Source organism: Paenibacillus sp. lzh-N1 (genome assembly GCF_002872435.1).
Taxonomy (GTDB): domain Bacteria; phylum Bacillota; class Bacilli; order Paenibacillales; family Paenibacillaceae; genus Paenibacillus; species Paenibacillus polymyxa_C.
Genome location: NZ_CP025696.1, coordinates 5339348 through 5362457, shown reverse-complemented (window position 1 = coordinate 5362457; position 23110 = coordinate 5339348). Strand labels below are relative to the sequence as shown.

The window sequence follows — 23110 nt, the reverse complement described above, 5'->3', positions numbered from 1 at the left end:
ATTAATCGTTCTCTCCTTGTTGTTCTGATTCAGTCATGTTGGTATGAATTTGTAAAAGAATGTGGCGGAATTGCTTTAGATCGGCAGAGGAAATTCCTTTTACAAAATCGTGGTTGGCATCCCGTTCGACGGGAAGGGTCTCCTCCACAAGCTGTCGACCAGCTTCAGTCAAATGAAGCAAATAGGCCCGGCGGTCCTGCGGGCTATTCACACGTCGTACCCAGCCCTTCTTGTTCAACAAATCAATAATACGAGTCGTAGTGGGCTGATCCTTTACGGCCTTAGCAGCAATTTCTTTCTGATTTAAACCCTCGGCCTGATAGATTTGGTATAGAACCGACCATTGCTCTGGGGAAATATCATAAGGTTTAAGACGATGTAAGAGCTGTTGACTCATTTTACGATGAGTGATCCCGAGCAACATCCCAATAGAGCAATCGGGAGGCAAATTGTTCATAGGGCACTCCTTTCTATTTTCCGTACAGGGATACTTTGAAATTAATTAGTTGTTATAACAATTATATGGACAACAAGTTGTTTTGTCAAAAGAAGTGCAAAAAACAGCCCGTAAAAACGGGCTGTTGGGGTATTAGTACAATATAGTTTGCCATGACTGGCGAATTAAGCTTTAGGTACAGTTTCCCAATCCTTAAGGAAGCGTTCGATACCGCTGTCTGTCAGCGGATGTTTCCACAGGGAAGGAAGCAAGGAACCTGGAATGGTGGCGATATGTGCACCAGACAGAGCAGCATCTTCTACATGCTTAATGTTACGGATGGAAGCCGCGATGATTTCGGATTTCAGACCATGAATGTCCAAAATTTGTCTCAGATCACGAATCAGCTTCATGCCGTCAACGGCGATATCATCCAGACGTCCTACGAACGGGCTGATAAAAGTAGCGCCAGCTTTGGCTGCCATCAAACCTTGAGCTGCGGAGAAAATCAGTGTTACATTCGTTTTGATTCCGTTCTTGGTCAGCTCGTTACAAGCATACAAGCCGTCTTCCGTCATAGGAAGCTTGATCACCACGTTAGGTGCCCACTTTGCGATGTCATAAGCTTCTGCGAGCATATCTTCAGCCTTGAGGCCAATGACCTCAGCACTTACGGGACCTTCAACGATACTGCAAATCTCCTGAATGACTTCCTTGAACACTCGACCTTCCTTAGCGATCAGGGAAGGGTTCGTTGTTACACCATCAACCAGACCCAAACGTTCAATACGTTTGATTTCTTCAATGTTACCAGTATCCAAGAAAAATTTCATTTGATTTTCCTCCTCAGGTTTATATAGTACATAATACATATCATATGGCGCACATTAGCACATTTAAATGTAGCATATTGCACACGTTAAACTTATAATTAGTATGTATTACATTCTTAATTGTGACACATTTTAAATTTGAAAACAAGCGGTCTATGATTAAAATTTGATGAATTGTCGAAACATGCTGAAATTTACTGATCTGTGCTCATTTATAATGTATACTACCCCATTCCATAAGGAGGTAATCATTATTCAACTGTCAGAAAGACAGCGGGAAATTGTAGATATTGTCCAGCGCCTGGCGCCTGTTACAGGGGATAAAATCGCTGAAGAGCTGGGACTATCGCGGCCGACTTTGCGTTCTGACCTTGCTTTGCTCGTTATGCTCGGGCTAGTAGATGCCAAACCAAAGGTGGGCTACTTGCCAGGGCGTTATCCAAAATATGATAGCCATATCGGCAGTATGCTCAAAAAGCTGACGGTGGCAGATATACTCAGTGATCCGATTTTGATATCAGGTGATGCTACCGCCTATGATGCGGTATTGATGCTGTTTCAGCAAAATACAGGCACGCTGATGGTTACAGGGGAGGAGCAGGAGCTCATTGGTATTGTTACCCGCAAAGATTTGCTGAAGGTCATGCTGGGACATACTGATTTTCACACTGTCCCGGTGACCATGGCTATGACTCGCCGGGCCCAAATGACGACGCTTGCTCCAGGAGATTCTTTATTGGAAGCAATATCGAGATTGATTCGGCATCAGATTAATTGTCTTCCTGTTTTGGACGAGCCATGTACCTCCTCGGCTCCAATTCAGGGGTTGGTAGGGCGGGTTACGAAAACGGATATTATGAACGCCATTCTGAATTTGACGGAAGAAAAGACGTAAAACATGAATAAGGGGGCCTTATATGTACTGGTTGGCCATGCTGACGATGCTGATTGACCATGTCGGACTTGTGTTTTTTCCGACAGATCCGGCTTGGAGAATTGCCGGCAGGCTTGCTTTTCCAATCTACGCGTACGCTCTCTATATGGGATATACCCGTACCCGAAATATGCGGAGCTACATGCTTCGCCTGCTCGGACTAGCCTTGATCTCCCAGGTGCCCTATATGCTGGCCTTTGATGTACACAGACCCAATGTGATCTGGACGCTACTGACGTCGTTGCTCGCGCTGGCTGCTGCATCTCGCATGAAGCATTGGGTGGCTGTAACGGGTCTGTACGTCCTCACAGCGCTATTTATGGAGCTCAGCCAGATGGATTACGGAGCTTATGGTCTGCTGCTTGTTCTCATTTATCGATACACCCGTTCATATATGATGATTGCTGCCCATTTTGTTTTGAATGTTGTGTATGATATGGTACACCATGCGAATATTCAGCACTTTAGTCTGCTGTCCAGCATTCTGATTGTATGTTTTGCCACTGGGGAGAGCGGATTTTATCGTCGGGTACCGCGTTGGTTGTGGCGCAGCTTTTATCCGGCACATCTAGCTGTGATTGCGCTAATTCGCATCTGGCCCTAAACTTGAAACCATACAATAAAAGAACCTTTACAATCCTGACATAAAATGATTGTAAAGGTTCTTTTTATTCTTAAATAAACTATGGTGTTCAGGATGCCTCATTCGGACCTTGGGCAAAAGGAAGTGGGCGAAGGGGAGCCCCTTCTTTCATATATTGTACCAATACTTCGGGAATATTGTGTATTCCACCTGCATTGACGCGATAGCCATTCGTTTGTCCTGGCGAGTTAATTCCTCGTTTCACCGTGAACGTAACGTCAATTCCCAAGGAGCGGCAAATTTCCAATGTCTCCTTGGTATACCCACCATAAGGGAAGGCCAGTACATTCTGATCATTGTGTAGATGTTTGAAGAGCTTCTTATCAGCCATGTCCAAATCGGTATAAATCCGCTGTTTGAACTCCTCCTCGGTTTCCATTCGCCCCAGCTTTTTCGAATACACCGGACCCATCAGAAGCGGTTTTTGTTTGGTGCGCGTGGTGTTGGAGTATCCGTACGAATGCTCGTCATTGGTATGACTGTAAAAATCAATGCCCTCTGCATGCATCTGATGAATTTGATTCCATGTCAGCTTAGGTATACCAATATGTTTAGGATTGCTGATTGTGGATGTAATGAGAAAATTGGTAGCCGGAACATGATACTTCTTCAACACGGGAAAAGTGTCCGTATAAAAAGATTCATAGCCATCGTCAAATGTCATAAGAACCGCATTATCGGGAACTTTGCCTTTATGTAAAATAAAATCTGTATACTCTTTCATGGTGATCCAATGAAAGCCATTTGCTTTCATTTCGTCCAACTGTTTCGTTAAATTACTAAGCTTGAGAGCACCGGGATCAGGTGGAGTCTTGGTCACTTCATGATACATCAGGACAATGACTTTGTTTTGGTAATATACCCTATCTGGTGTTGGCGTCAGTGAAAATAAATGGCGTACCAGTCGATCTGCATTAGCAGTGCGTGTACGATGAGTTCCTTTGACTACAGGTGTGTGATAAATGCTACGTGCTTCATACACCAAAATCCCTAGAATAGCTACCAAGCTTATGATTAGCAATGTTCTTTTTAAAAAAGTGTGTTTCATTGAATGACATCCCCCGCATGCAAAAAATTCTGAAAGTATAGAGGTTTATACTAAATATGAAACTAGCAAAATCTAGTCTATCATACCGAAAACACGCGGGGGAAATATCACAACTTTGTTACCTCTGTGTTGCTTGTGCAGATACCGAAGATGAGGCCGGGAAGTAACCGATCTCGACAGCATGCTCGATCATATTGCGAATAAACTCCAGGTCGGTTACCGGACACTGGACGCCAGCTTGTTCCAGCAGAGCTGTGGTTACAGAGCAGCCGTAACGGTAGGCCGAATCCTTGGCGCCATCACCTTCGAGTTGTCCCATAGCAAGGTGAAGTGCATCTTCCTGAATGCCAGAAGACGGATTCAGCAGCCAAGCGCTGTAATCGTCAAAAGGCAGGGTTTCTACTGCGTAACCGAGTTGGTTTACCATAGCGATCAATTCATCATATGGCAGTGGGTTCGGATTACAGATGTGGAAAATGCGGTTCGCACTTTTTTGCTTGACGGACAGTTCTACAATAGCACGGCTGGCGTAATCAATCGGTGTAAAGTCTGTATGCCAATCGGCTTGTGGAGCTTTGCCCAGCAGCAGCATCGCTTTCATCATACGATAATAAGCATTGCTGTCGATATTACGCTGGAAGCGTCCGTTGGCCGAATGGGCGGTCAAATTACCGGCACGGTAGATCGAGACAGGCGTACCTGCTTGAGCTGCTTGGAATAATAGCTTCTCTGCCGCAAGTTTACTGTTCGTGTACAGGTTGTCCACGTGCAGTTCATCTGGGAAGGCAGAGAGTTCTAATGTTGATTCCCATTTTCCTTCGTTTGCAAGATCCTCTGGTATTCCCATAGTGGAAACGTGATGGAAGGAGACTCCTGGTTTAGCTTGAGCGATTTTTAGCAGTTCCAATGTTCCGGTCACATTCGTGCGATCGAAGGTTGCCGAATCACCAAAATGGCGAACGTCAGCGGCGCTGTGAATGATACCGTCGATGTGGTGCTCTAGCATATGGCGGTCGACAGAAGAGAGACCAAGATCAGCTTGCTCTAGATCCCCATAGACAGCCTTCACCCGTCCTTCCATCAAGCTGGAGATATCTTGACCAAAATATCCTGTCAATACGGATTGAATACGCTCAAAGCCAGATGGACCGTCCTGAGAAGGGCGTACCATTGCGTATACTTTGGCTTCTGTCCGGTGGAGCAGGTCATACAGAATGTGTGAACCCAGATATCCCGTGGCTCCGGTCAACAAAATCACGCGCAAGTCGCGGATTTCAGCTAAATCTGAAGTGCCAGGCAACTCAATAGGATGTTCATTCAAATCTGTTTTTTCCTGAGAAATCGCGAGTGACTTGCGCTGAGGCGCTTGTTCTGTACCTAATTGCTCTACATATTCAGCAAGCTCACGAACAGTTTTGTAGCGGAAGAAGTCACCAATACGCAGCGAGCCATGACGCGGCTTCAGAATAGCCAGCACATGAATGACACGAAGCGAATCGCCTCCGATCAGGAAGAAATCGTCGGTCGCGCCAATGTTATTTTTACCAAGCACTTGTGTCCATGCTTCGGCAATGAGTGTTTCGGTTCCTTCGCGGAGAGGCTCCCCACCAGACGTAACATCAGGCACTTCAGGAAGTGGCCGCAGGGCCAACTTTTTACGATCGATCTTGCCAGTTGGTGAAATAGGCATGGCTTCCAGATGAACAACATGGGTCGGTACAAAATAGGAAGGCAGCTTGCCTCCAATATAAGACTGAATAACGTCCTGTGGAATGGTCTGTCCGTCCGAAGTGGTGAAATAGCCAACTAACATATTCTGATCTGTGTGATCCTTGACGGCAACGACAGCTACGTCCTGAACACCTGGATGTTTGGAGAAATGGTCTTCAATTTCTCCTATTTCAATCCGGTTCCCCCGAATTTTGAGCTGCGAATCCTTCCGGCTTACGTATTCAATCGTACCGTCTGGCAGCAGCTTGGCGATATCCCCCGAACGGTACATTTTCTCACCCGGGACAAATGGATTGTCCACGAACGATTGGGCTGTACGCTCCGGCTGGTGGAGATAGCCTTGGGCCAACGCAGGCGTAGCAATGCATACTTCGCCCGGAATATTGACAGGGCAGAGCTTGTTATCGTCGTTAACGATGTACACTTTGTAATTGTAAATCGGCTTGCCGATCGGGATATTAACGACATGCTCAGGTACGGCACCACGGACTCGATGGGTCGTCGTCGCTACGGTGCATTCGGTAGGTCCGTATACGTTTACGATGTCGGTATCTGTACCGAATTTGCTTTGGAACGCCCGAACTTGTGAGCCATACAGCGCTTCGCCTGCTACAGTAACAATTCGAACATTTGCGAGTTTACGATAACCTTCGTCTGACAGGTACGTAGATAGCTGATTAAAGAATACGGTTGGCAAAATAGTAATAATCGTTGTGCCCGTACGTTCGATGGCTTCAGCGAATTCTTCAACAGATACGCGCTCTTCGGAAGACAGCAAGTACAATTTTGCACCGTAAAACAAGGCTCCAATCGTATCCCACACCGAAGCATCGAAGCTATAGGTGGCGAATTGGGTCAATACATCCTGAGGCGTAATGTCACAATCGCGTTGCACGACAGCTCCTAGGTTAACGACACCGCGGTGAGCGATCAGGGCACCTTTTGGTTTGCCTGTAGAACCGGAGGTATAGATGACATAAGCTAGATCATCTGAACTAACATCAACGTTTGGATTGCTTGCTGCATAACCTGCCAGTGGTCCATCAATAGCTAATATTTCTTTTACGGTTTCAATTGACCCGCATAGTTCAGCCGCTTGTTGGGTGAGTGCGGAAGTTGTTAAGACAAAAGGAGAACGCGTGTCCTCGACAATGTAGCTACTCCGGTCAGCGGGGTGAGCGGGATCAACGGGAACGTAGACCCCTCCGGCTTTCAGTATGCCGAGCAGGGAAATAACGGTCTCCAAGCTTCGTTCCATGAAGATGGTCACGAATTCACCTTTGGTGAGACCTTTGGATAACAAAACACGTGCGACTTGGTTAGCACGCTCGTTCAATTCACGGTACGTATACTCACCTGTATGGGAAGCAATAGCTGGACGATCAGGGTATTGGGAAGCCGCTTCTTCAAACATTCCGTGAATCGTCTGATGCTCAGGATATTTTACGACTGTATTATTTAAAGCTTCGTGAGCAGCTCGATCTGCGTCCGATAATATGTCAATGGAATTCACAAGTGCATGGCTGTTGTTGAGTGCACCACGCAGAAGGGTTACAAAGTATTCAGCGTAGCGGACCACCGTTGTTTCCAGCAAGAGTGATTGATCATATCGAATCTGTATTTGATAAGTGCCATTGCTCTCACTGACAGCCCAGTCCATAATACGGGATTCTACACCGCTGTCTGTAGGTAGTGTTGTTGAAAATGAAGTATCGGCTTGCGGTTCTGCCAGGAATGCATGAGGCTCACGGAGCATCTCCTGAAATAAGCTTGCCAGTTCATGAAAAGTCGTTTCCTTTTCAACTGTCAACGATGCTGTAAGCAGACCGGATTGAGGCATAAAAGTAGAGAAAGAAACTTCTTCCTCTGCGGATAGACGATATAACCATGCAGTATACGCTGATAAGAGCACAGCCTGTTTGTCTTCCGCAACTTTTTGTTGATTCAGTTGGTCCGAGATGGATGTTCCTAACTCTACTTGATAAGTAGAGGATGTATACTTGCGCTGTATACGTGCAAAATCCAAGGGAACTAGGAATGGGGATGGAGCTGTCTGTGTGCTGTTTTGTAGTAATGAAGCCATTACGCTAACCTCCTGAATGTTTGGTGTTTCAATATAAGTTGTAAATTTAGTAAATGCCTCCGATCCCTTCAAATGGATGAACAGGAGGGAGGCATTACCGAACGACTTACTTATGAAATATACATTGAAATCGATAAATGGATATTATGATTTGGTACGGTTTGTGTCTGCAATTTTGAAATAAGATGTAATTTCTTGAAGCTCTTCAGACATGGACGTCAGCTTATGGGATGACTCGATGATAGAATCCAAAGAAGCTTTTTGTTCCTCTACCGTTTGCATAATGTGAACACTGTTATTGGCTGTTTTGGTTACGGTGGAGGAAAGATCGTCTGCTGTCGCGGTCATTTCCTGTGTCCCCGCAGATATTTGCTCCGTAGCACTGGATACTTCTTGGATTTGCCATGCTAGATTTTTAGTTGCTTGAAGAATATCGTTGAACAACTCGCCTGCTTGTCCAGCAACGACGATACCGTTTTGAACTTCAACGTTCCCTTGCTCCATCGAATTCACAGCTTGTCCGATTTCACTTTGAATTTCTTCAATCAAAGAAGTAATTTGTTTAGTTGCCTCCGCAGATTGTTCTGCCAGCTTGCGTACTTCATTGGCCACAACGGCAAAGCCTTTACCTTCTTCACCGACACGCGCAGCTTCTATAGAAGCGTTCAGGGCGAGCAGGTTCGTTTGGCTAGAAATACCTGAAATGGTGCTAATGATATTGCCAATTTCCTGTGAACGGCTGTCCAGCAACTTGATGATACGGGAAGTATTCGTTACTGAATCGGTAATCAAATGCATTTGGGATGATACCTTATCTACAATCTCGTTACCTTCATTGGAACGCTTCTCTACCGAATTGGCTTCTTCGGCCACATTGGAAGAACTGGTAGCAATATTTTGGATAACTGATGCCATTTCAGCCATAGCTCGTGCACTATCGCCTGTCGCTTTTTCCTGTGAACGGATATTATCCGTAATTTCATTGATATTTTGGTTGATGATGTTGGAATTGATTCCGTTTTGCTCGCAGATTGCGAGTAATTCTTTCGCAGATTCATTGACTTCATCAGTAGTCTGCTTCACTTTGGTCATTATGCTGTTAATATGGCTTACCATATCGTTAAAGTTCTGATTCACGAGTCCCAAATCATCCTGGCCAGTATGAATTTGAACATCCAGGTTTCCTCTGCTTACTTCACTGATACCGTACATCAGTTGCTTAATCGGAGACAGTGTGCGTTTTACTACCCAATATTGAAGCGCCAGGCAGATCAGTAGGAATATCACCAAAATGGTAGCGCCGCTAATGAGCAGCTTGGTCAATCCGGCAGGTACAGCCCCAGCATCAGCATCGACCGCAAAATAAGCAAAGATTTTGCCACTAGGATCTTTGATCGGCGTCATCAAAGTCGTCCATGTGCCAAAAGAGTCATCATAGAAGCTGGTGAATGTAGGTTTGCCGGAATCCAGCATACTCGTAACACCTACAGCCACAACATTGGGTTGCTCGTACATAGCGCCGACACCCATCTTTTCTTTTTCAAATGATTCTCTCAGATCTGTTGGCATAGCGACAATGGATGTCTGATTCCCATTTTCCAGCTCTGTTCCGAAAATATAGGCGTGAGAGATATTCGGGTTCGTGGCCATGATGTTATCAAGATAGGTACGGAGTTTGGTTTGAATGGGTCCATCATAATTTTTTTCTTGAACCGCTTGGGATACTTCATCGGAATTAATGCCCTGCGCCCACTTCAATGTGATTTTTTCCACTTGCCCATGCAACTGGTCAATCAAAATCGTACGTTGGATCAAATAGCTAGACACAATAAGGACTAGCCCGATCAATACGATATTGAAGAAGGATAATAATAAGTTTTTGGTGAAGAATGATAAGCTACTCCACTTTTTCAAAATGTTCCACTCCCTGGTAGTATTTTTGTATATGGTGTTGAACCGCTTATCGAATGAGATAATCAAGTCCCCCTTACAAACATAATAAATAGAGATAATGACCCTTGATTTTTTTTAATAGGTCTTAAGTCTTTTTCGGACCAGTAAGATATCCCTATATATATGTCGTACAAAAAGCTCTTGAAATGAATACCTAACCCAATAAAAAATTAATTTTTAATAAGTAAACACTATGTGTATTTCAGTATTTCCCAATTTATGCTCACGCTTGAAATTCAAGTTCATTTCACTCCATAAGCAACTATTCAACAGAAACCATCATACTTTATAATAGAGTCAAATGCACTTATGAATTTGGGACATTTTTCATATTTGAAGCCGCAAATGCTTGATTTATCGCGGTTTACGTGAATTGTTTGCGAAATGAGTCCATGTATCTATGCATAGAGAAGAGGGAAGAGAAGAGTGTCCAAGCTTACGATTTTAAAGGTTGAGAGCGATCATGCTGATCTGCATGATTTGATTCATAGGCTGGATGAAGACCTGCTGGAAAGGTATCCTGCCGACCAAATTTACTTGGTTGATTTTTCCAATCCGAAAGTTAAAAATATGGTTTTCGCTGTTGTGTATGTAGATGAAAAGCCGGTTGCTTGCGGAGGGCTTAGGCCTATAGATGCGGAAGAGATGGAGCTTAAGCGATTTTATGTCGATTCCTCTTATCGCCGACAAGGAATTGCAGTTAGCTTATTATCTTTCCTGGAGGACGAAGCCAGTAAACGGGGGATTATAAGGATTAAACTAGAGACCGGAGCGGCTCAACCTGAAGCGATTGCTTTGTATACCAAGCAGGGATACGAACCTATCGAACGCTTTGGGGAGTATGAACATGATGAAAATAGTCTTTGTTATGGTAAAAAGCTGTCTCTGTCTTTGTAAAGCGTTCTCATATAAAATAGATGTTGATCAACACTAGCCTATATAGCGGGAGAGATGATAATGAATTTGAAGCAAAAAGCGGCTGAGAAAGCAGTAGAAGCGATTCAGGATGGCATGAAAGTAGGACTTGGTACAGGCTCGACAGCCTATTGGGCTATTCAAAAAATCGGAGAGCGTGTGGCACAAGGATTACATATACAGGCTGTAGCTACATCCCAAGCCTCGGAGGATCAGGCCAGGGAGCTGGGGATTCCCATCATTCCATTTGATCAGATTGGAAGACTTGACGTTACCATTGACGGTGCGGATGAGGTGAATGAGCAACTGGTTTTGGTAAAAGGTGGAGGCGGTGCTCTGCTGAGAGAGAAAATTGTGGAAAGCAATACCGACCGATTAATCATTATTGTGGATGAGTCCAAGGATGTGAAGGTACTTGGCGCATTCCCTTTGCCGGTCGAGGTGGTACCTTTTGCCAGTGAATGGACGTTGGAGGCTCTGCGGCAGACAGGCTGTAAAGCGGAATGGCGTATGAAAGACGGCGAGCGCTTCCTTACGGATAACGGTAATTATATTGCCGATTGTCGCTATGGTACGATCGAGAACCCGCAGGAGCTGGAAATTCGCTTGAATCAAATTCCGGGTGTAGTCGATAATGGACTGTTCATTAACATGGCGGACCAAGTCATTATCGCACGAGCTAATGGACAAATTGACGTACGGAATAAATAATGTCTGGTAACCGTCTGTTTTATAATTTGGCATTCGTGTTATTGATATTATATACAGGGCTTCTATTATATTGGATGTTTCTCGGTTTTGGTCGTACATTACGGCCAGGACCTCCGTATTCATATAATATGGTTCCATTGGATACGATCGGGCGATACTGGCGGGCAATGCATTCGTCCCCTTTTCGGGTATGGGGTGTTAATTTGCTTGGGAATATTGGTGTGTTCATTCCCTTCGGTGTTCTTTTGCCGATCATTTGGGTGTCTATGCGCAAGGTAGGCAGGCTGCTGTTAGTGGTGGTGGCCGCATTGGTCATTCTCGAAGTAAACCAAATGCTGCTGGGCGCAGGTACGATGGATGTGGATGACATCATACTGAATGTGCTTGGAGTATTATGCGGACGTGTTGCCTATGTATTTTTACGTAAGAAATTAAGAATTGAATCATAATCGCCCTGCTCTCGATACCAGTGTTTAATGACTGGTCGAGGGCAGGTTTTTTTTACATAATGAACAGCAATTTTCGCATAATAGATGGTAATTCCTACAATAACAGAGCGTAAGAGCAGGAAGGGAAGCGCTTAAACTTGACAAAAGTACGCAATTAAGATATCTTGGAATAAAGATATGAGTAACGGAGGCTGTTAATATGTCTGTAAAACCAGATGATCAGGACTTAGCGCTTAATTTGTTCGTTGTTCTGGCACGTGCCTATAATTCGGTCACATCTCGCACGAATCGGGACATTCATAGTCATGGATTAAATACAACTGAATTTGGTGTGCTTGACCTGCTGTATTATCGCGGACCGCAGCCTTTGCAGAAAATTGGAGAAAAGGTACTGATCTCCAGTGGGAATATTACGTATGTGGTGGATAAACTTCAGAAAAAAAACCTGCTTACTCGCCGTGCGTCACAAGATGATCGGCGTGTAATTTATGCAGAATTGACTGACGATGGACGTCATTTTTTTGAGCAAATATTTCCACAGCATCATCGTGTTATTATGGAGACTGTGGATGGCTTATCCGTGGAAGAGAAGGAGCAGGCTATTCATCTGCTAAAAAAGCTTGGACTAACAGCTGAGGGACAGAAGAGTAACGGATCATAAGTGTTGCATATTCTGGTTAATTCAGCTTTGAGATAAAATACCGACTTTTCGGTATTTTATTTTTTTGTCTAATTTTGGAGCAGTAGGTACGCAAATCAGGTATAATTGTCTAATAGTCTCGATCTGAGGTCATCCCTAGAACCTGTTTCATATACAAATACCTTGTCGGGGAAGGAGCTGTACATGAGTATACAGCAATATACCGCAGGTGAGTCGCTATTAATGCAAGCAGGAGGCTTGGCTGAACTAGTTACCCATAAACAATACGAATTACAGCCAGATCTTTTGGAGCGCTTTGGGGACAACGGTAAAATAAAGACAAAACAGGACTCCATATATAGTTTGAACTATTTAGCAGAAAGTGTAATCGTGAACAGTCCTATTTTATTTACGTATTATGTTTCCTGGTTAAAGAGACTTCTAGAAGGTTTCGGCATAACCCAAGAAGATTTGATTATCAATTTTCAATTAATTCGGGAGACGTTGGTAGAGCACTTTCATCACACGGATAAAACGACGGTACTGATGCATCTGGAATTGGGGATACAGCAAATTGGGAAGAAGGAGGAGTACGCCTCTTTTATTACAGATGATAATCCCTATGCTGCAGATGTGGCTCAATATTTGGAATATTTACTTTTAGGTAATCGCAGACAGGCTTTGGATTGGATCGTTCATTTGCTTGATGAAGGTACGTCTATTCAACATACTTATAAATATATTTTTCAAATTTCGCAATATGAAATAGGTCGTCTGTGGCATGAAGGCAAAATTACGGTTGGCCAAGAACATTTTTGTACTGCTGCGACTCAGTTTATTATTTCCAGCCTGTATCCCAGATGGATAGGTACTGGAAATAAGGGACGCAGCCTTGTAGCAGCATGTGTAGGCAGCGAGCAGCATGAAATAGGTCTGCGTATGCTGGCTGATATATTCGAGATGGATGGTTGGGATACGTACTATTTAGGTGCTAATGTACCTGATCGGAGCCTGCTTCAGGCCATTGTGAGTTACAACGCAGATGTGGTAGCTATCTCAGCTACCATGGCTTACCATGTCCATCTGGTGAAAAAGTTGATTACTGTTATCCGTCAAAATACAACTACTAGTCATGTGAAAATTATGGTCGGTGGCTTGCCCTTTAATCTTGATTCACACTTATGGCAGGAAGTTGGGGCGGATGGATATGCACCAGGTGCGGAGGAAGCGCTGGAGGTAGCAGAGGACATACTTTCGCTCAAGAGATAATGTTAGTGTTGGCAACCCGTAAGTCATTTTGTAAAGGGGGCCTTTTAATATGAAGGAACCGACAGCAGAAATGGCTGTCCTGCGGAGAACGGTCGAACAATTAACGGATGAGGTTCTGAAAAGCAAAGCTGAGGAAGAAAAGCTGCTGAATGAATTTTCAGCAATGAACAACGAGCTGGTCAATCTGCAGCGTCAGCTTGCCAAAAGCAATGCGGAATTAAAGCGGACAAAGGAAGAAGCGATACGGGCTAATGACCTGAAGAGCACTTTTCTCGCCGTGGTTAGTCATGAATTTAGAACGCCAATGAACGGAATTCTGGGGATGATCGAAATGTTAGCTTCATCCAAACTGTCTCCAGATCAGCGGCAGGCCATCGGTGTGATACGTGAGTCGGCCTCTCTGCTGCTAAACATGATTAATAATCTGCTCGATATATCCAAAGTAGAAGCAGGACAGATGGAATTGGAGATCGGAAATGTCAGAGTTCAAGCGATTATGAGCCATGTTGCCCAGTTGTTGGAGCCGCAAATTTATCAGATGGGCAACCAGTTGAGTATAGAGACTGATCCTGGCGTGGCAGAGCATCTCGAAGGAGATTCGGCAAGGATCATGCAGATCTTGCTTAATCTGTTGAACAATGCGAATAAATTTACAAGCGAAGGGATACTTGTTGTTCGGACAAAATTGGTTGAGGAAACAAAAGATTCCCAACGTGTTCGTTTTGAAGTACAGGATTCGGGCATCGGGATTTCACCGGAGGATCAGGGCAAGCTGTTTCAGCCTTATGTGCAAGCTGGTGAGGGCGGCGCCTCTCAATATGGAGGAACGGGACTGGGGCTGTGGATATGCAGCTCGTTTGTGAAACTTATGCAAGGAGAGATTGGGGTCGTCAGCGAAGAAGGCCAAGGCTCCACATTTTGGTTTGAAATTCCTTTCAGGAAGGCATCAGGACAGGCAGATAAAATAGAGAAACATGAAAATGGTGAATTGACGGCACGTAGCGAATTGCTTCGTGAGCATAGTCTTTCTCAAGCTATTTTGGTGGCTGAGGATAATCGGGTGAATCGTCAAGTGGTGCAATTACAGCTTAACCACCTGGGATTCCAGCATATTGACTTTGCCGAGGATGGGAAAGCCGCAGTAAGAGCGGCCTCCGAACGATCCTACGCCTGCATTCTAATGGATCACCATATGCCTCTGCTAAATGGTCACGATGCGACGAAAGCGATCCGCCAGTGGGAAGTAGAAAACCAACAGCCGCCCGTAACGATCATTTCTTTGACCGGAAATGTGTCCGAGGAAGACCAGGCTCGTGGGTGGGAGGTTGGAGTGAACGATTACTTGACGAAGCCGGTGACGATTGAAAATCTCTCAGAAAAGCTCGTCAAATGGCTACCCATTCCGGAATCCGAGCCTATTTTGGATGAGGATGTTATTCGGGAAATTATGTTGCTGGATGAGGATGGTAGCACGGGATTACTCGAGTCATTGGTTGAAATGTATACTAGTGATACACCTGCCAAAATCAACAAGTTAAAAGAATTGGTTGCTGCGGGCGAAGCCACAAAAGTAGTAGAGGCTGCTCATGAGTTGAAATCAGGCAGCGTGAGTCTAGGGGTCGGGCGTTTGTCCAAGTTGCTGTCTGATATTGAACAGCTTGCACGGGAGAACCGACTTGAGAATACGCAAGTGAAGTTGTCTGCGCTCCAGTCTGTCTATCAGGCAACGTGCTTAGAGCTGGAACGTTATATTCACCAGTCTAGACTGATTCCCCCTTGTTAGACTTGTACCTAGAAGGAGGACCTAAGATATATATATGAAAGAACAGCTGCGTTCCATTCACCCGCTGGCCTGGACAATTATAGCAGGTACGATTTTTGGTCGGATGGCGACCTCGATGAGCATCCCATTTTTGTCTATTTATCTGACCACCCGTCTGGGGGTCTCCCCCTTTCATACGGGGGTGATCGTATCGGTCAGCTCACTGGTCGGCATTTTTGCCAGCTTTTACGGTGGATATATTTCAGATCGGATCGGACGGCGTAAGGTGATGCTGGTATCCATTGCGAGTTGGGCGCTTGTATTCGTCGCTTTTGCGTTGGCAGAAGTGGCTTGGGCTTTTTTTGTCATTAATGCTCTGAATGGACTATGCAGATCCTTGTTCGAGCCAACTTCGCGGGCGCTATTATCAGATGTAACCCCCAAGGAGAAAAGATTGCTCGTCTATAACATGAGATATGCGGCGATTAATGTTGGTGTGGTGGCAGGACCGCTGCTTGGTTTGATGTTGGGATCGGCATCTACAGGTACGCCGTTTATGGTAGCCGCTGGTGTGTATGCTCTGTACGGGGTGCTGCTGTTGATCCAATTTACTCGGTATGCAGCAGATCTGCATGTAGGCACAACCGCAGGAGAGGCTCCGCTGCGGATGGGCGAGGCGTTCCGAACAGCCAGCAGAGATCCCGTATTTATGCCGATTTTGTTGGGAACCGTATTCTGCGTAATGGGCTATGCTCATTCCAATTCGACAATGCCTCAATTTTTATCGTTGTCCTTCGAGGAAGGTACCCAGTGGTTTACATACATGCTAACGGTCAACGCGGTTTGCGTATTGGCTTTTCAGTATCCACTGGTACGACTGGCAAGCCGCTTTTCTCCAGTGAATTCCTTAATAGCAGGGAATATATGTATTGCAGTCAGCTTGCTGCTGTGCGGTATGCTAAACTCAGGCTGGATGTTTATACTGGATATGGTATTGTTTACAGTAGGCGAAGTGTTATTATTCACGATGCTGGACGTACTGATTGATCAAATTGCTGATGCTCAATATAAAGGGACCTACTTCGGTACGATCGGCTTTAATAATTTGGGTAGTGTACTGGCTCCTTTATTTGGTGGCTGGTTGCTGGATATCTATGGTCAAACAGCACCGCTTGCCGTGTTTGTTCCGGTTGCACTGTCGGTTGTGATCGGTATTCCGTTCCTGCTGGTCGCACGCCGCCGTTTGGCGCAGCGTACAGCCCGGTTCGCGGCTCAAGGTGGGGAGTCTGTGCAGCAACTATCATCATAAAAAAAGGGAGCTGAGTACAGGATGAAGTCGGAAGAAGATGTGCTACGAATTATACAATATATGAATGATCCACAGGTCTTGGAAGACTTGCGTTATGTGCGAGAGCTGAAGCTTCCGCAAGGCTGTATAGCCGCGGGCTATGTACGAAACCGGGTTTGGGACAAGCTTCATGGCTATACAACGGCTACACCTCTAAACGATATCGATGTTATTTATTTTGACCCTAAAAATACGCTAGAGGAACGAGATGAGTTTCTGGAGCAGTCCTTGAATCGTAAACAGGCAGGACGCAACTGGTCTGTCAAAAATCAAGCTCGGATGCATATTCGCAACGGGGAGGCTCCGTATTCCTCGATAGAGGATGCGATGAGCCGCTGGCCAGAGACGGCAACAGCTGTAGCCATTCGATTGAATGCCAAGGATCAAATGGAGGTTATTTGTCCGCATGGGTTGGAAGATCTGCTGGATATGCGGGTACGCCAAAGCCCCCTGTTCCGTCACACTACGGCTTTTCGTCAGCGTGTATTTGAAAAACAGTGGCTAGATAATTGGCCGTTGCTTATTGTGGAAAACTAAAGTATAACCTCATTTCAGATTATAAGGAGAGACGACTAACGATGTTTAAAAATATAAAACCAGATTCAGATCGTGAGGAGGTGCTGGAGCTTCTTACCTATGCTGTGCTTGATCATCCTGAACGCGGAGAGGCGGCTTTGCGTGCTTATCAAGCCTCGGATGAATGGAAGTTGTTCGGTGTGGAAGATGAAGGACTTATTGTAGGTGTTGTCGGTTTTGAGGAGCGGGAAGATGGAACGATCGTGCTCCATCATCTGGCTGTATTACCTGAAAATCGTCATAGAGGCTACGGCAGAGGGATGTTGCTTACGCTTATTAAGGAGCGTAGCCCGAAGCGACTTACGGTGGACACAGATGCGGAGGGGGCAGATTTCTTCCGCAACGTGGGTTTTGCCGTATATGGATCGGAGGATTTGCCAGATGGTGGGCAATTCCATTGTATATATGAAATAGACGAAGAATAAGCGAATCTCCGTGTCCCACTTCCTTTTTTCTACATAATATATGTTATGTCGGAGGGAGGTGGGTTTCATTGGCGTATCACTACACAGCGATTGGAGATTCTTTAACGACAGGTGCAGGGACGTTGCTGAGTGGCGGCTTTGTACCTGTCTATCGGCGAATGGCGGAAAGACATCTCCGTACGCCAGTCAGTTACGAGAATCTGGGAATCAACGGATTGACATCGCAGGAGCTGCTGTCCATGGTCCGCAACAATCCGCTTTTTCGGTCGGCAATCAGCCGGGCTGAACTCATAACGGTGACGATCGGCGGGAATGATCTGCGTCCATATATCAGTACACTTGCTGGAAGCCCAGGCGCGTCGGGTTCTTCCATTCCGCAAGCGCTGAATCATACCAAAGAATATGTACGCCAAATTGTACATGCCCTGTATCAAATAAAGTCCGGTCAGCGTGAGCCATTTATCATCCGAATGGTGGGGTTATATAATCCTTTTCCAGGAGTAAGGGAGGCGGGAGTATATGTGCGCCAATACAACTCGTTTCTCTATACATTGGGCGGGCCGAATTATCGGGTAGCGAACATTTATCCCATATTCGAAGGCAATGAACGGGCACTGCTTTCGCTGGACCGGATACATCCGAACAGCCGTGGTTATCGCGTGATTGCGGAAGAGCTGAATCGGCTTGGTTATGCGCCGTTACGATGACCGTGAGAGGATGCTTTGGATCGGAAAAAGTATAATAAAGAAAGAGGTTCATCATGGCAGATTAACTGTTCATCTTGAACCTCTTTTTTGCGTTTCAGCGTGTGATTTAGCTGATTATTTTACGGAATAGACTGCGTGCAGCCCACTTGCGCTCACTTCGTTTGCGGTATTTGGGCAGAGAACGATAGACAGCAATAGACTGGTTAAATGCAGTGATGGCTTCATCCTTGCGTCCCAGCATACGGTACATCAGGCCTGTCAGATAATAGCCCTCGCTGGAAGAAGACTGAATCTCCTGAAAATGCTGTAGATAGTGTAGTGACTTATTTACGTCCCGTTCCTTGAAAGCTGCGGCTAAATGCAAATAGGGTTCACCGTATTGCACCCGTGGGTTAATGTCCAGTGCCTTGAGTAAATGCTGTTCTCCATCCTCCAGGTGGGTTGTGTGTACCTCAGCCGTACCCCGCGCGTTCCAATAATCTGCTGAATCTTCATATCGGGATTGAATTTCCAATAGTAGCTCCAAAGCCTGCGAGTATTTCTTGCTTTCGATCCAAATCCGAGCCAAATCAAACTTGGCAGCCACATCGTTGGTGTTTAACACAATCTGTTGACGCAATCGTGCTGCATTGCGTCTTCTTTTCCACGGTTTGCTGATGCTGGGCAATACACCGACAAAGCTGCGATCCAATATATAGATCACAATTAGGAGTACGAGCATTGCCAAAAACGGATTACCGAGCAAACTCCATAGTAGAGAGAAAATCAAAAATTTCCCAATCATTCTGCTCCAATCCTCCTGTACATGTAACTATCCATACTTTCCACATTATAGCATAGGTTACTTTAAGGGGCATTAGCATCATGAGATTTCGAAGGATGATAGCTTTCAGAATTGGTGGGGGACTTGTACATGCTTTTGATATATCGATGGGGAAAAAGAGGAGCATGAGATGTCTCAGCATTCCCGCCAAAAGGTTGAACAGTCGGCCTTATCCAAAATATTAAACTCGATTATTTTCTCAAGTAATGAGAAATCAACTGGACTATCCCACTGGATACGTATCAACTGCTTGGTGTGATGATAGCCAGCCTGCACAATTAACTCAGAAAAATGATTAATCCCTGCCTTTTCAGGGGCAACGGCTAAATGATGTTTGGCTACGCTAAAGCCAATAATAAATGTGCCGTGATCCATAAACATAGGCTGATTCCACGCAATTTTTGGCAATAAATTTGGAAAATTCTTGGTTACCCAAGCCAAAACCTCTTCCGTTCGGGCCCGATGTTGTGGGTTATCAATATGCGCTAAATATTCTGCAAAAACTTCCATGTTGTTCCCTCCTAAAATAAAAATTATGTCCTGTAATATTCCTCAGCAAGAATAGAGTACAAATATGAATCATGAAACTCGCCTTTGTAGTACCAATGTTCTCGCATTATACCTTCACGTTGCATTCCGATCTGTTGCATAACCTTCTCAGAAGCTTTATTTTCTGGACGACATGTTGCATAAATACGATGGACATCAAGTGTGCTAAATCCAAATCCTAGCAGGGCTTGTGCCGCTTCTGTTGCATAACCCTTACCTTGATAATCTGGGTTTAAAATATAACCCATTTCTGCATTAGTATCTTTGACATGAATACCAACACCGCCGATCAGAATTCCAGTGTCTTTCAGACATACGGCTAGTTCGTAGTCTTGTCGTGGCTTTTCCAGCTGTGAGACTAGAACTTGTTCTATATACTCCTTTGTATCTTCTTCTGTATTGGGTCCCCATGCTGTGTGCCTAGTAACTTCAATGACGTGTAGGTATGTATACTTCCCCAATCGGATCTGCAAATATCACGAATGATGAGCCGATCTGTCTCAAATTGCATAACGATTCCTCCTGTCTATAATTAGCGTATATATTCGTGTTTTCTAAAAAATCTATTAAACCTATTTAAGCAGATCTGATGGGAAAGATTCAAGATTTTGAAAGAAAACGTTAAAGAAGAGTATCGAATTACGTGTTGAACAATGGGAACGAATGAATTCTTTTGCCGCCTGAACGCAAACCGCAAGGGAGGCGTCCGGCAAAAGGCAATCAGAAGATAATGAATGTGGTAATGGAGCAGCCTACGGTTATGGGGTATCTGCTTGTCCTAAAACACCCTGCGAGCTGTTACGAAACGTTTCTTCCATTTACCGTCAAACGTGTCAAAATGAACGCCGCGTTCTTTGGAGAAAGTATGCAGCAATTTGTTGTTCCCTGCATAGATCGCCACATGGCCGATCTCCAGCCCCCGCGCACTGAAGAACAGCAGGTCACCTTTGCGCAGCTCGTTCAGCCCGACCTCTTGGCCATCTTTGGCCTGATCGTAAGAGACACGGGGGAGGTCGACAGAGAGCGTATGCCGGAACACTTCCCCGACAAAAGAGGAACAATCAAAGGTCGATGTCTGTCTGGTTGCTGCGCCGAATTCATAAGGGGTGCCAAGGAATTTCTGCCCGTAGGCGATCAGTTCATCTCCCTGCCGTTCTGCTAGGGAAGTGCTGGTATAGTCACTGTATTTTGGTTTTGCCGATATGTACCCGGTCAGGTTGTTTTTAGTGCGTACTTCCAGCCAGAGGGCATTGACCTCGCGGATGACATGAACCTTTTCACCGGTTGGAATAAGCCGCAGGGAAGGGGAAGTTTCTGATGAATCCGGTTTGCTACGCAGGTTGACTCCGGAAAGTACCGTTGTGAAAAAATCATCAGTGGAGGCAATCCGGATCGTACGGGTTAGTGCGTCCCACTTCACTGTGCTCCCAAGTGCTTCACTCACAAAACGCAGTGGAATCATTGTGTTGCCCTCAACAATCTGTCCGGGAACGTTCAGGGATAGTGTTTTGCCGTTGAGGGTGGAGGTGACTTCTCCAATGCGATAGGTCAGCGTCGTGTCGTTTTTGGTTGCTGTTACGGTTTTGCTGGATCCGTTCCAGGAAAGCACAGCTCCTTGCGCTTCAAACAACTGCCGCATGGGAACGAGCGTTGTCCCGTCTAGCAGTAGCGGTTGAGCAGTAAGCTCAAGCGGGCGGTCATCCACATAAACGGTTGTTACTGGAGTTAGCGGTGCCGGCTTGGCGTAAGATGGGGTTGCTTGAAGCAGTGGTACTGCCAGCAGAGCCAGCCATACTTTCTTGTTGATTGTCATGCTGTCATCACCTCGTTGTTAATGTGTTCCTCTAAGTTGTACGATACTGCCTCCGATTAGTTGTGTACCAATTATTGGAGTGATTCAAAAAACAAAATAAACAAAAATAAACCAAAGCAATATCTTTGTTTTTATATTGACATCAAAATCAAATAAAGATAGAATTACAATTGTGAAATATTTCACTTTAGAGTAGTTCTGTATTTAGCGAGGGATCAAAAGTGAATCCTTAGGAGGCAGATTTTTATGAGCGCACATGTATTTTTTGTACCATCTATCAATCTGATGGGAAAAGGCTGTTTGCATGAAATTGGACCCTATATAAAAGAACTACATTTAAACAAAGCACTGGTCGTGACGGATAAGTTTCTGATGAAGAGTGGAATTGCCGGCAAGGTCACATCCTTGCTGGATGATATAGGCTTGGACTATGCGGTATATGATGAGGTCAAGCCCAACCCGACCTGTAAAAATGTACATGATGGCGTCCAATTTCTACAAGAAAACGGCTGTGACTTTTTAATTTCCATTGGCGGAGGATCCCCACAGGATACGGCCAAGGGAATCGGCATTATTGCTACCAACGGGGGACATATAACTGAGTATGAGGGCGTTCATCAATCCAAGCATAAATCGCTGCCGATTATCGCTATTAATACAACGGCAGGAACATCCGCAGAAATTACAATCAATTATGTCATTACGGACGAAGAGCGCAAAGTCAAAATGGTTATGGTTGACAAGAATAGCGTAGCTACGATTTCAGTCAACGATCCTGAACTGATGGTAGACAAACCCGCCGCATTAACGGCAGCTACCGGACTAGATGCTTTGACCCATGCCATTGAAGCTTTGGTTACTCCGGGCTCCTACCCTGTTACAAATGCGACTGCGTTGGCAGCAGTAGAACTTATTTTTAACAATTTGGCCCGCACGGTGAGCGACGGTCATGATATAGAAGCACGTGAACAAATGGTTTTCGCTATTTTCTTGGGAGGACTTGCATTTAATAATGCCGGATTGGGTTATGTCCATGCTATGGCTCATCAGCTAGGCGGGGTATACGATTTGCCTCATGGGGTTTGCAATGCCATGCTGCTGCCGATTGTGGAGGAGGAGAATGCCAAGCATGTACCAGAGAAGTTTCGTGCCATTGCTAAGGTCATCGGTTATGAAGATAAGGGGAAAACGGATAAAGAATGCGCAGACTATGTAATTCAAAGAATCAAGGACCTGTCGAAGGAAGTAGGGATTCCTGCCAAACTTTCTGAACTAGGTGTAAACGAGGTGGATTTAGATTTGCTTGCCGAAAACTCCATGAAGGATGCTTGCGCTCCGGGCAATCCGTTCATACCTAGCAAAGAACAAGTTATCGAAATGTTTAAGAAAATTCTATAAATAATACTGTTATTATTTTTGTTATATACTTTGAGGGCTGTCCCAGGAACTGATCAAGAATACT

At 45.1% G+C, this 23110-nt stretch carries 21 protein-coding genes and 1 pseudogene; 13 read left to right on the top strand and 9 right to left on the bottom strand.

From position 1 onward, the window contains the following. Nucleotide 1 precedes the first annotated feature (1 nt). Nucleotides 2-457 (bottom strand): MarR family winged helix-turn-helix transcriptional regulator, encoded by a 456-nt coding sequence (locus C0638_RS23715; RefSeq protein ID WP_058712214.1) that lies wholly within the window; start codon nucleotides 455-457, stop codon nucleotides 2-4. 164 nt (nucleotides 458-621) lie between these two features. Beyond that, nucleotides 622-1269, bottom strand: coding sequence for a fructose-6-phosphate aldolase (gene fsa / locus C0638_RS23710; protein ID WP_013370592.1), 648 nt, complete (start codon nucleotides 1267-1269; stop codon nucleotides 622-624). Nucleotides 1270-1453: 184 nt separating this feature from the next. On the opposite strand from fsa, the gene C0638_RS23705 reads away from it, so the two are divergent. Beyond that, nucleotides 1454-2164, top strand: coding sequence for a CBS domain-containing protein (locus C0638_RS23705; protein WP_058712213.1), 711 nt, complete (start codon nucleotides 1454-1456; stop codon nucleotides 2162-2164). A 22-nt stretch (nucleotides 2165-2186) separates the two neighbouring features. Then, entirely contained in the window at nucleotides 2187-2807 is a 621-nt protein-coding gene (locus C0638_RS23700; RefSeq protein ID WP_013370594.1) for a TraX family protein, read from the top strand. An 88-nt stretch (nucleotides 2808-2895) separates the two neighbouring features. Here C0638_RS23700 and C0638_RS23695 read toward each other — a convergent pair whose 3' ends face one another. From C0638_RS23695 to C0638_RS23685, 3 genes are all read right to left on the bottom strand, one after another. Next, entirely contained in the window at nucleotides 2896-3894 is a 999-nt protein-coding gene (locus C0638_RS23695; RefSeq protein ID WP_013370595.1) for a polysaccharide deacetylase family protein, read from the bottom strand. Between the two features lie 118 nt (nucleotides 3895-4012). Continuing rightward, nucleotides 4013-7708, bottom strand: a complete 3696-nt coding sequence (locus tag C0638_RS23690; RefSeq protein WP_058712212.1) for a non-ribosomal peptide synthetase family protein — start codon at nucleotides 7706-7708, stop codon at nucleotides 4013-4015. Nucleotides 7709-7852: 144 nt separating this feature from the next. Continuing rightward, nucleotides 7853-9622: a methyl-accepting chemotaxis protein gene (locus C0638_RS23685; RefSeq protein WP_044785562.1), complete on the bottom strand. Its 1770-nt coding sequence runs from the start codon at nucleotides 9620-9622 to the stop codon at nucleotides 7853-7855. Between the two features lie 465 nt (nucleotides 9623-10087). Here C0638_RS23685 and C0638_RS23680 point away from each other — a divergent pair, with 465 nt between their 5' ends. The 10 genes from C0638_RS23680 (at nucleotide 10088) to C0638_RS23635 (ending at nucleotide 18463) form a co-directional block, all read left to right on the top strand. Next, nucleotides 10088-10558 carry a GNAT family N-acetyltransferase gene (locus C0638_RS23680; protein ID WP_058712211.1) on the top strand — a complete coding sequence of 157 codons (471 nt, stop codon included), beginning with the start codon at nucleotides 10088-10090 and terminating at the stop codon, nucleotides 10556-10558. 60 nt (nucleotides 10559-10618) lie between these two features. Then, nucleotides 10619-11287, top strand: a complete 669-nt coding sequence (rpiA, locus tag C0638_RS23675; protein ID WP_058712210.1) for a ribose-5-phosphate isomerase RpiA — start codon at nucleotides 10619-10621, stop codon at nucleotides 11285-11287. Continuing rightward, nucleotides 11287-11736, top strand: coding sequence for a VanZ family protein (locus C0638_RS23670; protein ID WP_058712209.1), 450 nt, complete (start codon nucleotides 11287-11289; stop codon nucleotides 11734-11736). The genes rpiA and C0638_RS23670 overlap by 1 nt, the downstream gene beginning before the upstream one ends. A 199-nt stretch (nucleotides 11737-11935) precedes the next feature. Continuing rightward, nucleotides 11936-12397, top strand: a complete 462-nt coding sequence (locus C0638_RS23665) for a MarR family winged helix-turn-helix transcriptional regulator (protein WP_013309820.1) — start codon at nucleotides 11936-11938, stop codon at nucleotides 12395-12397. 183 nt (nucleotides 12398-12580) lie between these two features. Continuing rightward, nucleotides 12581-13645: a cobalamin B12-binding domain-containing protein gene (locus C0638_RS23660; protein WP_013370602.1), complete on the top strand. Its 1065-nt coding sequence runs from the start codon at nucleotides 12581-12583 to the stop codon at nucleotides 13643-13645. A gap of 49 nt (nucleotides 13646-13694) precedes the next feature. Continuing rightward, nucleotides 13695-15428, top strand: coding sequence for an ATP-binding protein (locus tag C0638_RS23655; RefSeq protein ID WP_058712525.1), 1734 nt, complete (start codon nucleotides 13695-13697; stop codon nucleotides 15426-15428). Nucleotides 15429-15462: 34 nt separating this feature from the next. Then, complete coding sequence (locus C0638_RS23650; RefSeq protein WP_058712526.1) at nucleotides 15463-16716, top strand: MDR family MFS transporter; 1254 nt, start codon at nucleotides 15463-15465, stop codon at nucleotides 16714-16716. A 21-nt stretch (nucleotides 16717-16737) separates the two neighbouring features. Continuing rightward, a complete protein-coding gene (locus C0638_RS23645; protein WP_016819242.1) occupies nucleotides 16738-17292 on the top strand; it encodes a nucleotidyltransferase family protein in 555 nt (184 codons plus the stop codon). Between the two features lie 41 nt (nucleotides 17293-17333). Then, complete coding sequence (locus C0638_RS23640; RefSeq protein WP_013370606.1) at nucleotides 17334-17756, top strand: GNAT family N-acetyltransferase; 423 nt, start codon at nucleotides 17334-17336, stop codon at nucleotides 17754-17756. Nucleotides 17757-17824: 68 nt separating this feature from the next. Then, entirely contained in the window at nucleotides 17825-18463 is a 639-nt protein-coding gene (locus tag C0638_RS23635) for an SGNH/GDSL hydrolase family protein (protein ID WP_058712527.1), read from the top strand. Between the two features lie 106 nt (nucleotides 18464-18569). On the opposite strand, the gene C0638_RS23630 is transcribed toward C0638_RS23635, so the two are convergent. From C0638_RS23630 to C0638_RS23615, 4 genes and pseudogenes are all read right to left on the bottom strand, one after another. After that, nucleotides 18570-19247, bottom strand: coding sequence for a tetratricopeptide repeat protein (locus C0638_RS23630; RefSeq protein WP_013370608.1), 678 nt, complete (start codon nucleotides 19245-19247; stop codon nucleotides 18570-18572). Between the two features lie 174 nt (nucleotides 19248-19421). Next, a complete protein-coding gene (locus C0638_RS23625; RefSeq protein ID WP_058712528.1) occupies nucleotides 19422-19796 on the bottom strand; it encodes an iron chaperone in 375 nt (124 codons plus the stop codon). 23 nt (nucleotides 19797-19819) lie between these two features. Next, nucleotides 19820-20346, bottom strand: a pseudogene (locus C0638_RS23620) (GNAT family N-acetyltransferase). Nucleotides 20347-20613: 267 nt separating this feature from the next. After that, nucleotides 20614-21648, bottom strand: a complete 1035-nt coding sequence (locus tag C0638_RS23615; RefSeq protein ID WP_058712530.1) for a stalk domain-containing protein — start codon at nucleotides 21646-21648, stop codon at nucleotides 20614-20616. A 246-nt stretch (nucleotides 21649-21894) separates the two neighbouring features. On the opposite strand from C0638_RS23615, the gene C0638_RS23610 reads away from it, so the two are divergent. Continuing rightward, entirely contained in the window at nucleotides 21895-23046 is a 1152-nt protein-coding gene (locus tag C0638_RS23610; RefSeq protein WP_058712531.1) for an iron-containing alcohol dehydrogenase, read from the top strand. Nucleotides 23047-23110: the final 64 nt, after the last annotated feature.

Coding starts and splice junctions, on each gene's coding strand:
- C0638_RS23625 (WP_058712528.1), bottom strand. CDS start 19,796: ATGGAAGTTTTTGCAGAATATTTAGCGCATATTGATAACCCACAACAT.
- C0638_RS23655 (WP_058712525.1), top strand. CDS start 13,695: ATGAAGGAACCGACAGCAGAAATGGCTGTCCTGCGGAGAACGGTCGAA.
- rpiA (WP_058712210.1), top strand. CDS start 10,619: ATGAATTTGAAGCAAAAAGCGGCTGAGAAAGCAGTAGAAGCGATTCAG.
- C0638_RS23660 (WP_013370602.1), top strand. CDS start 12,581: ATGAGTATACAGCAATATACCGCAGGTGAGTCGCTATTAATGCAAGCA.
- C0638_RS23610 (WP_058712531.1), top strand. CDS start 21,895: ATGAGCGCACATGTATTTTTTGTACCATCTATCAATCTGATGGGAAAA.
- C0638_RS23705 (WP_058712213.1), top strand. CDS start 1,454: ATGCTGAAATTTACTGATCTGTGCTCATTTATAATGTATACTACCCCA.
- C0638_RS23650 (WP_058712526.1), top strand. CDS start 15,463: ATGAAAGAACAGCTGCGTTCCATTCACCCGCTGGCCTGGACAATTATA.
- fsa (WP_013370592.1), bottom strand. CDS start 1,269: ATGAAATTTTTCTTGGATACTGGTAACATTGAAGAAATCAAACGTATT.
- C0638_RS23630 (WP_013370608.1), bottom strand. CDS start 19,247: ATGATTGGGAAATTTTTGATTTTCTCTCTACTATGGAGTTTGCTCGGT.
- C0638_RS23665 (WP_013309820.1), top strand. CDS start 11,936: ATGTCTGTAAAACCAGATGATCAGGACTTAGCGCTTAATTTGTTCGTT.
- C0638_RS23715 (WP_058712214.1), bottom strand. CDS start 457: ATGAACAATTTGCCTCCCGATTGCTCTATTGGGATGTTGCTCGGGATC.
- C0638_RS23695 (WP_013370595.1), bottom strand. CDS start 3,894: ATGAAACACACTTTTTTAAAAAGAACATTGCTAATCATAAGCTTGGTA.
- C0638_RS23615 (WP_058712530.1), bottom strand. CDS start 21,648: ATGACAATCAACAAGAAAGTATGGCTGGCTCTGCTGGCAGTACCACTG.
- C0638_RS23690 (WP_058712212.1), bottom strand. CDS start 7,708: ATGGCTTCATTACTACAAAACAGCACACAGACAGCTCCATCCCCATTC.
- C0638_RS23645 (WP_016819242.1), top strand. CDS start 16,738: ATGAAGTCGGAAGAAGATGTGCTACGAATTATACAATATATGAATGAT.
- C0638_RS23640 (WP_013370606.1), top strand. CDS start 17,334: ATGTTTAAAAATATAAAACCAGATTCAGATCGTGAGGAGGTGCTGGAG.
- C0638_RS23670 (WP_058712209.1), top strand. CDS start 11,287: ATGTCTGGTAACCGTCTGTTTTATAATTTGGCATTCGTGTTATTGATA.
- C0638_RS23700 (WP_013370594.1), top strand. CDS start 2,187: ATGTACTGGTTGGCCATGCTGACGATGCTGATTGACCATGTCGGACTT.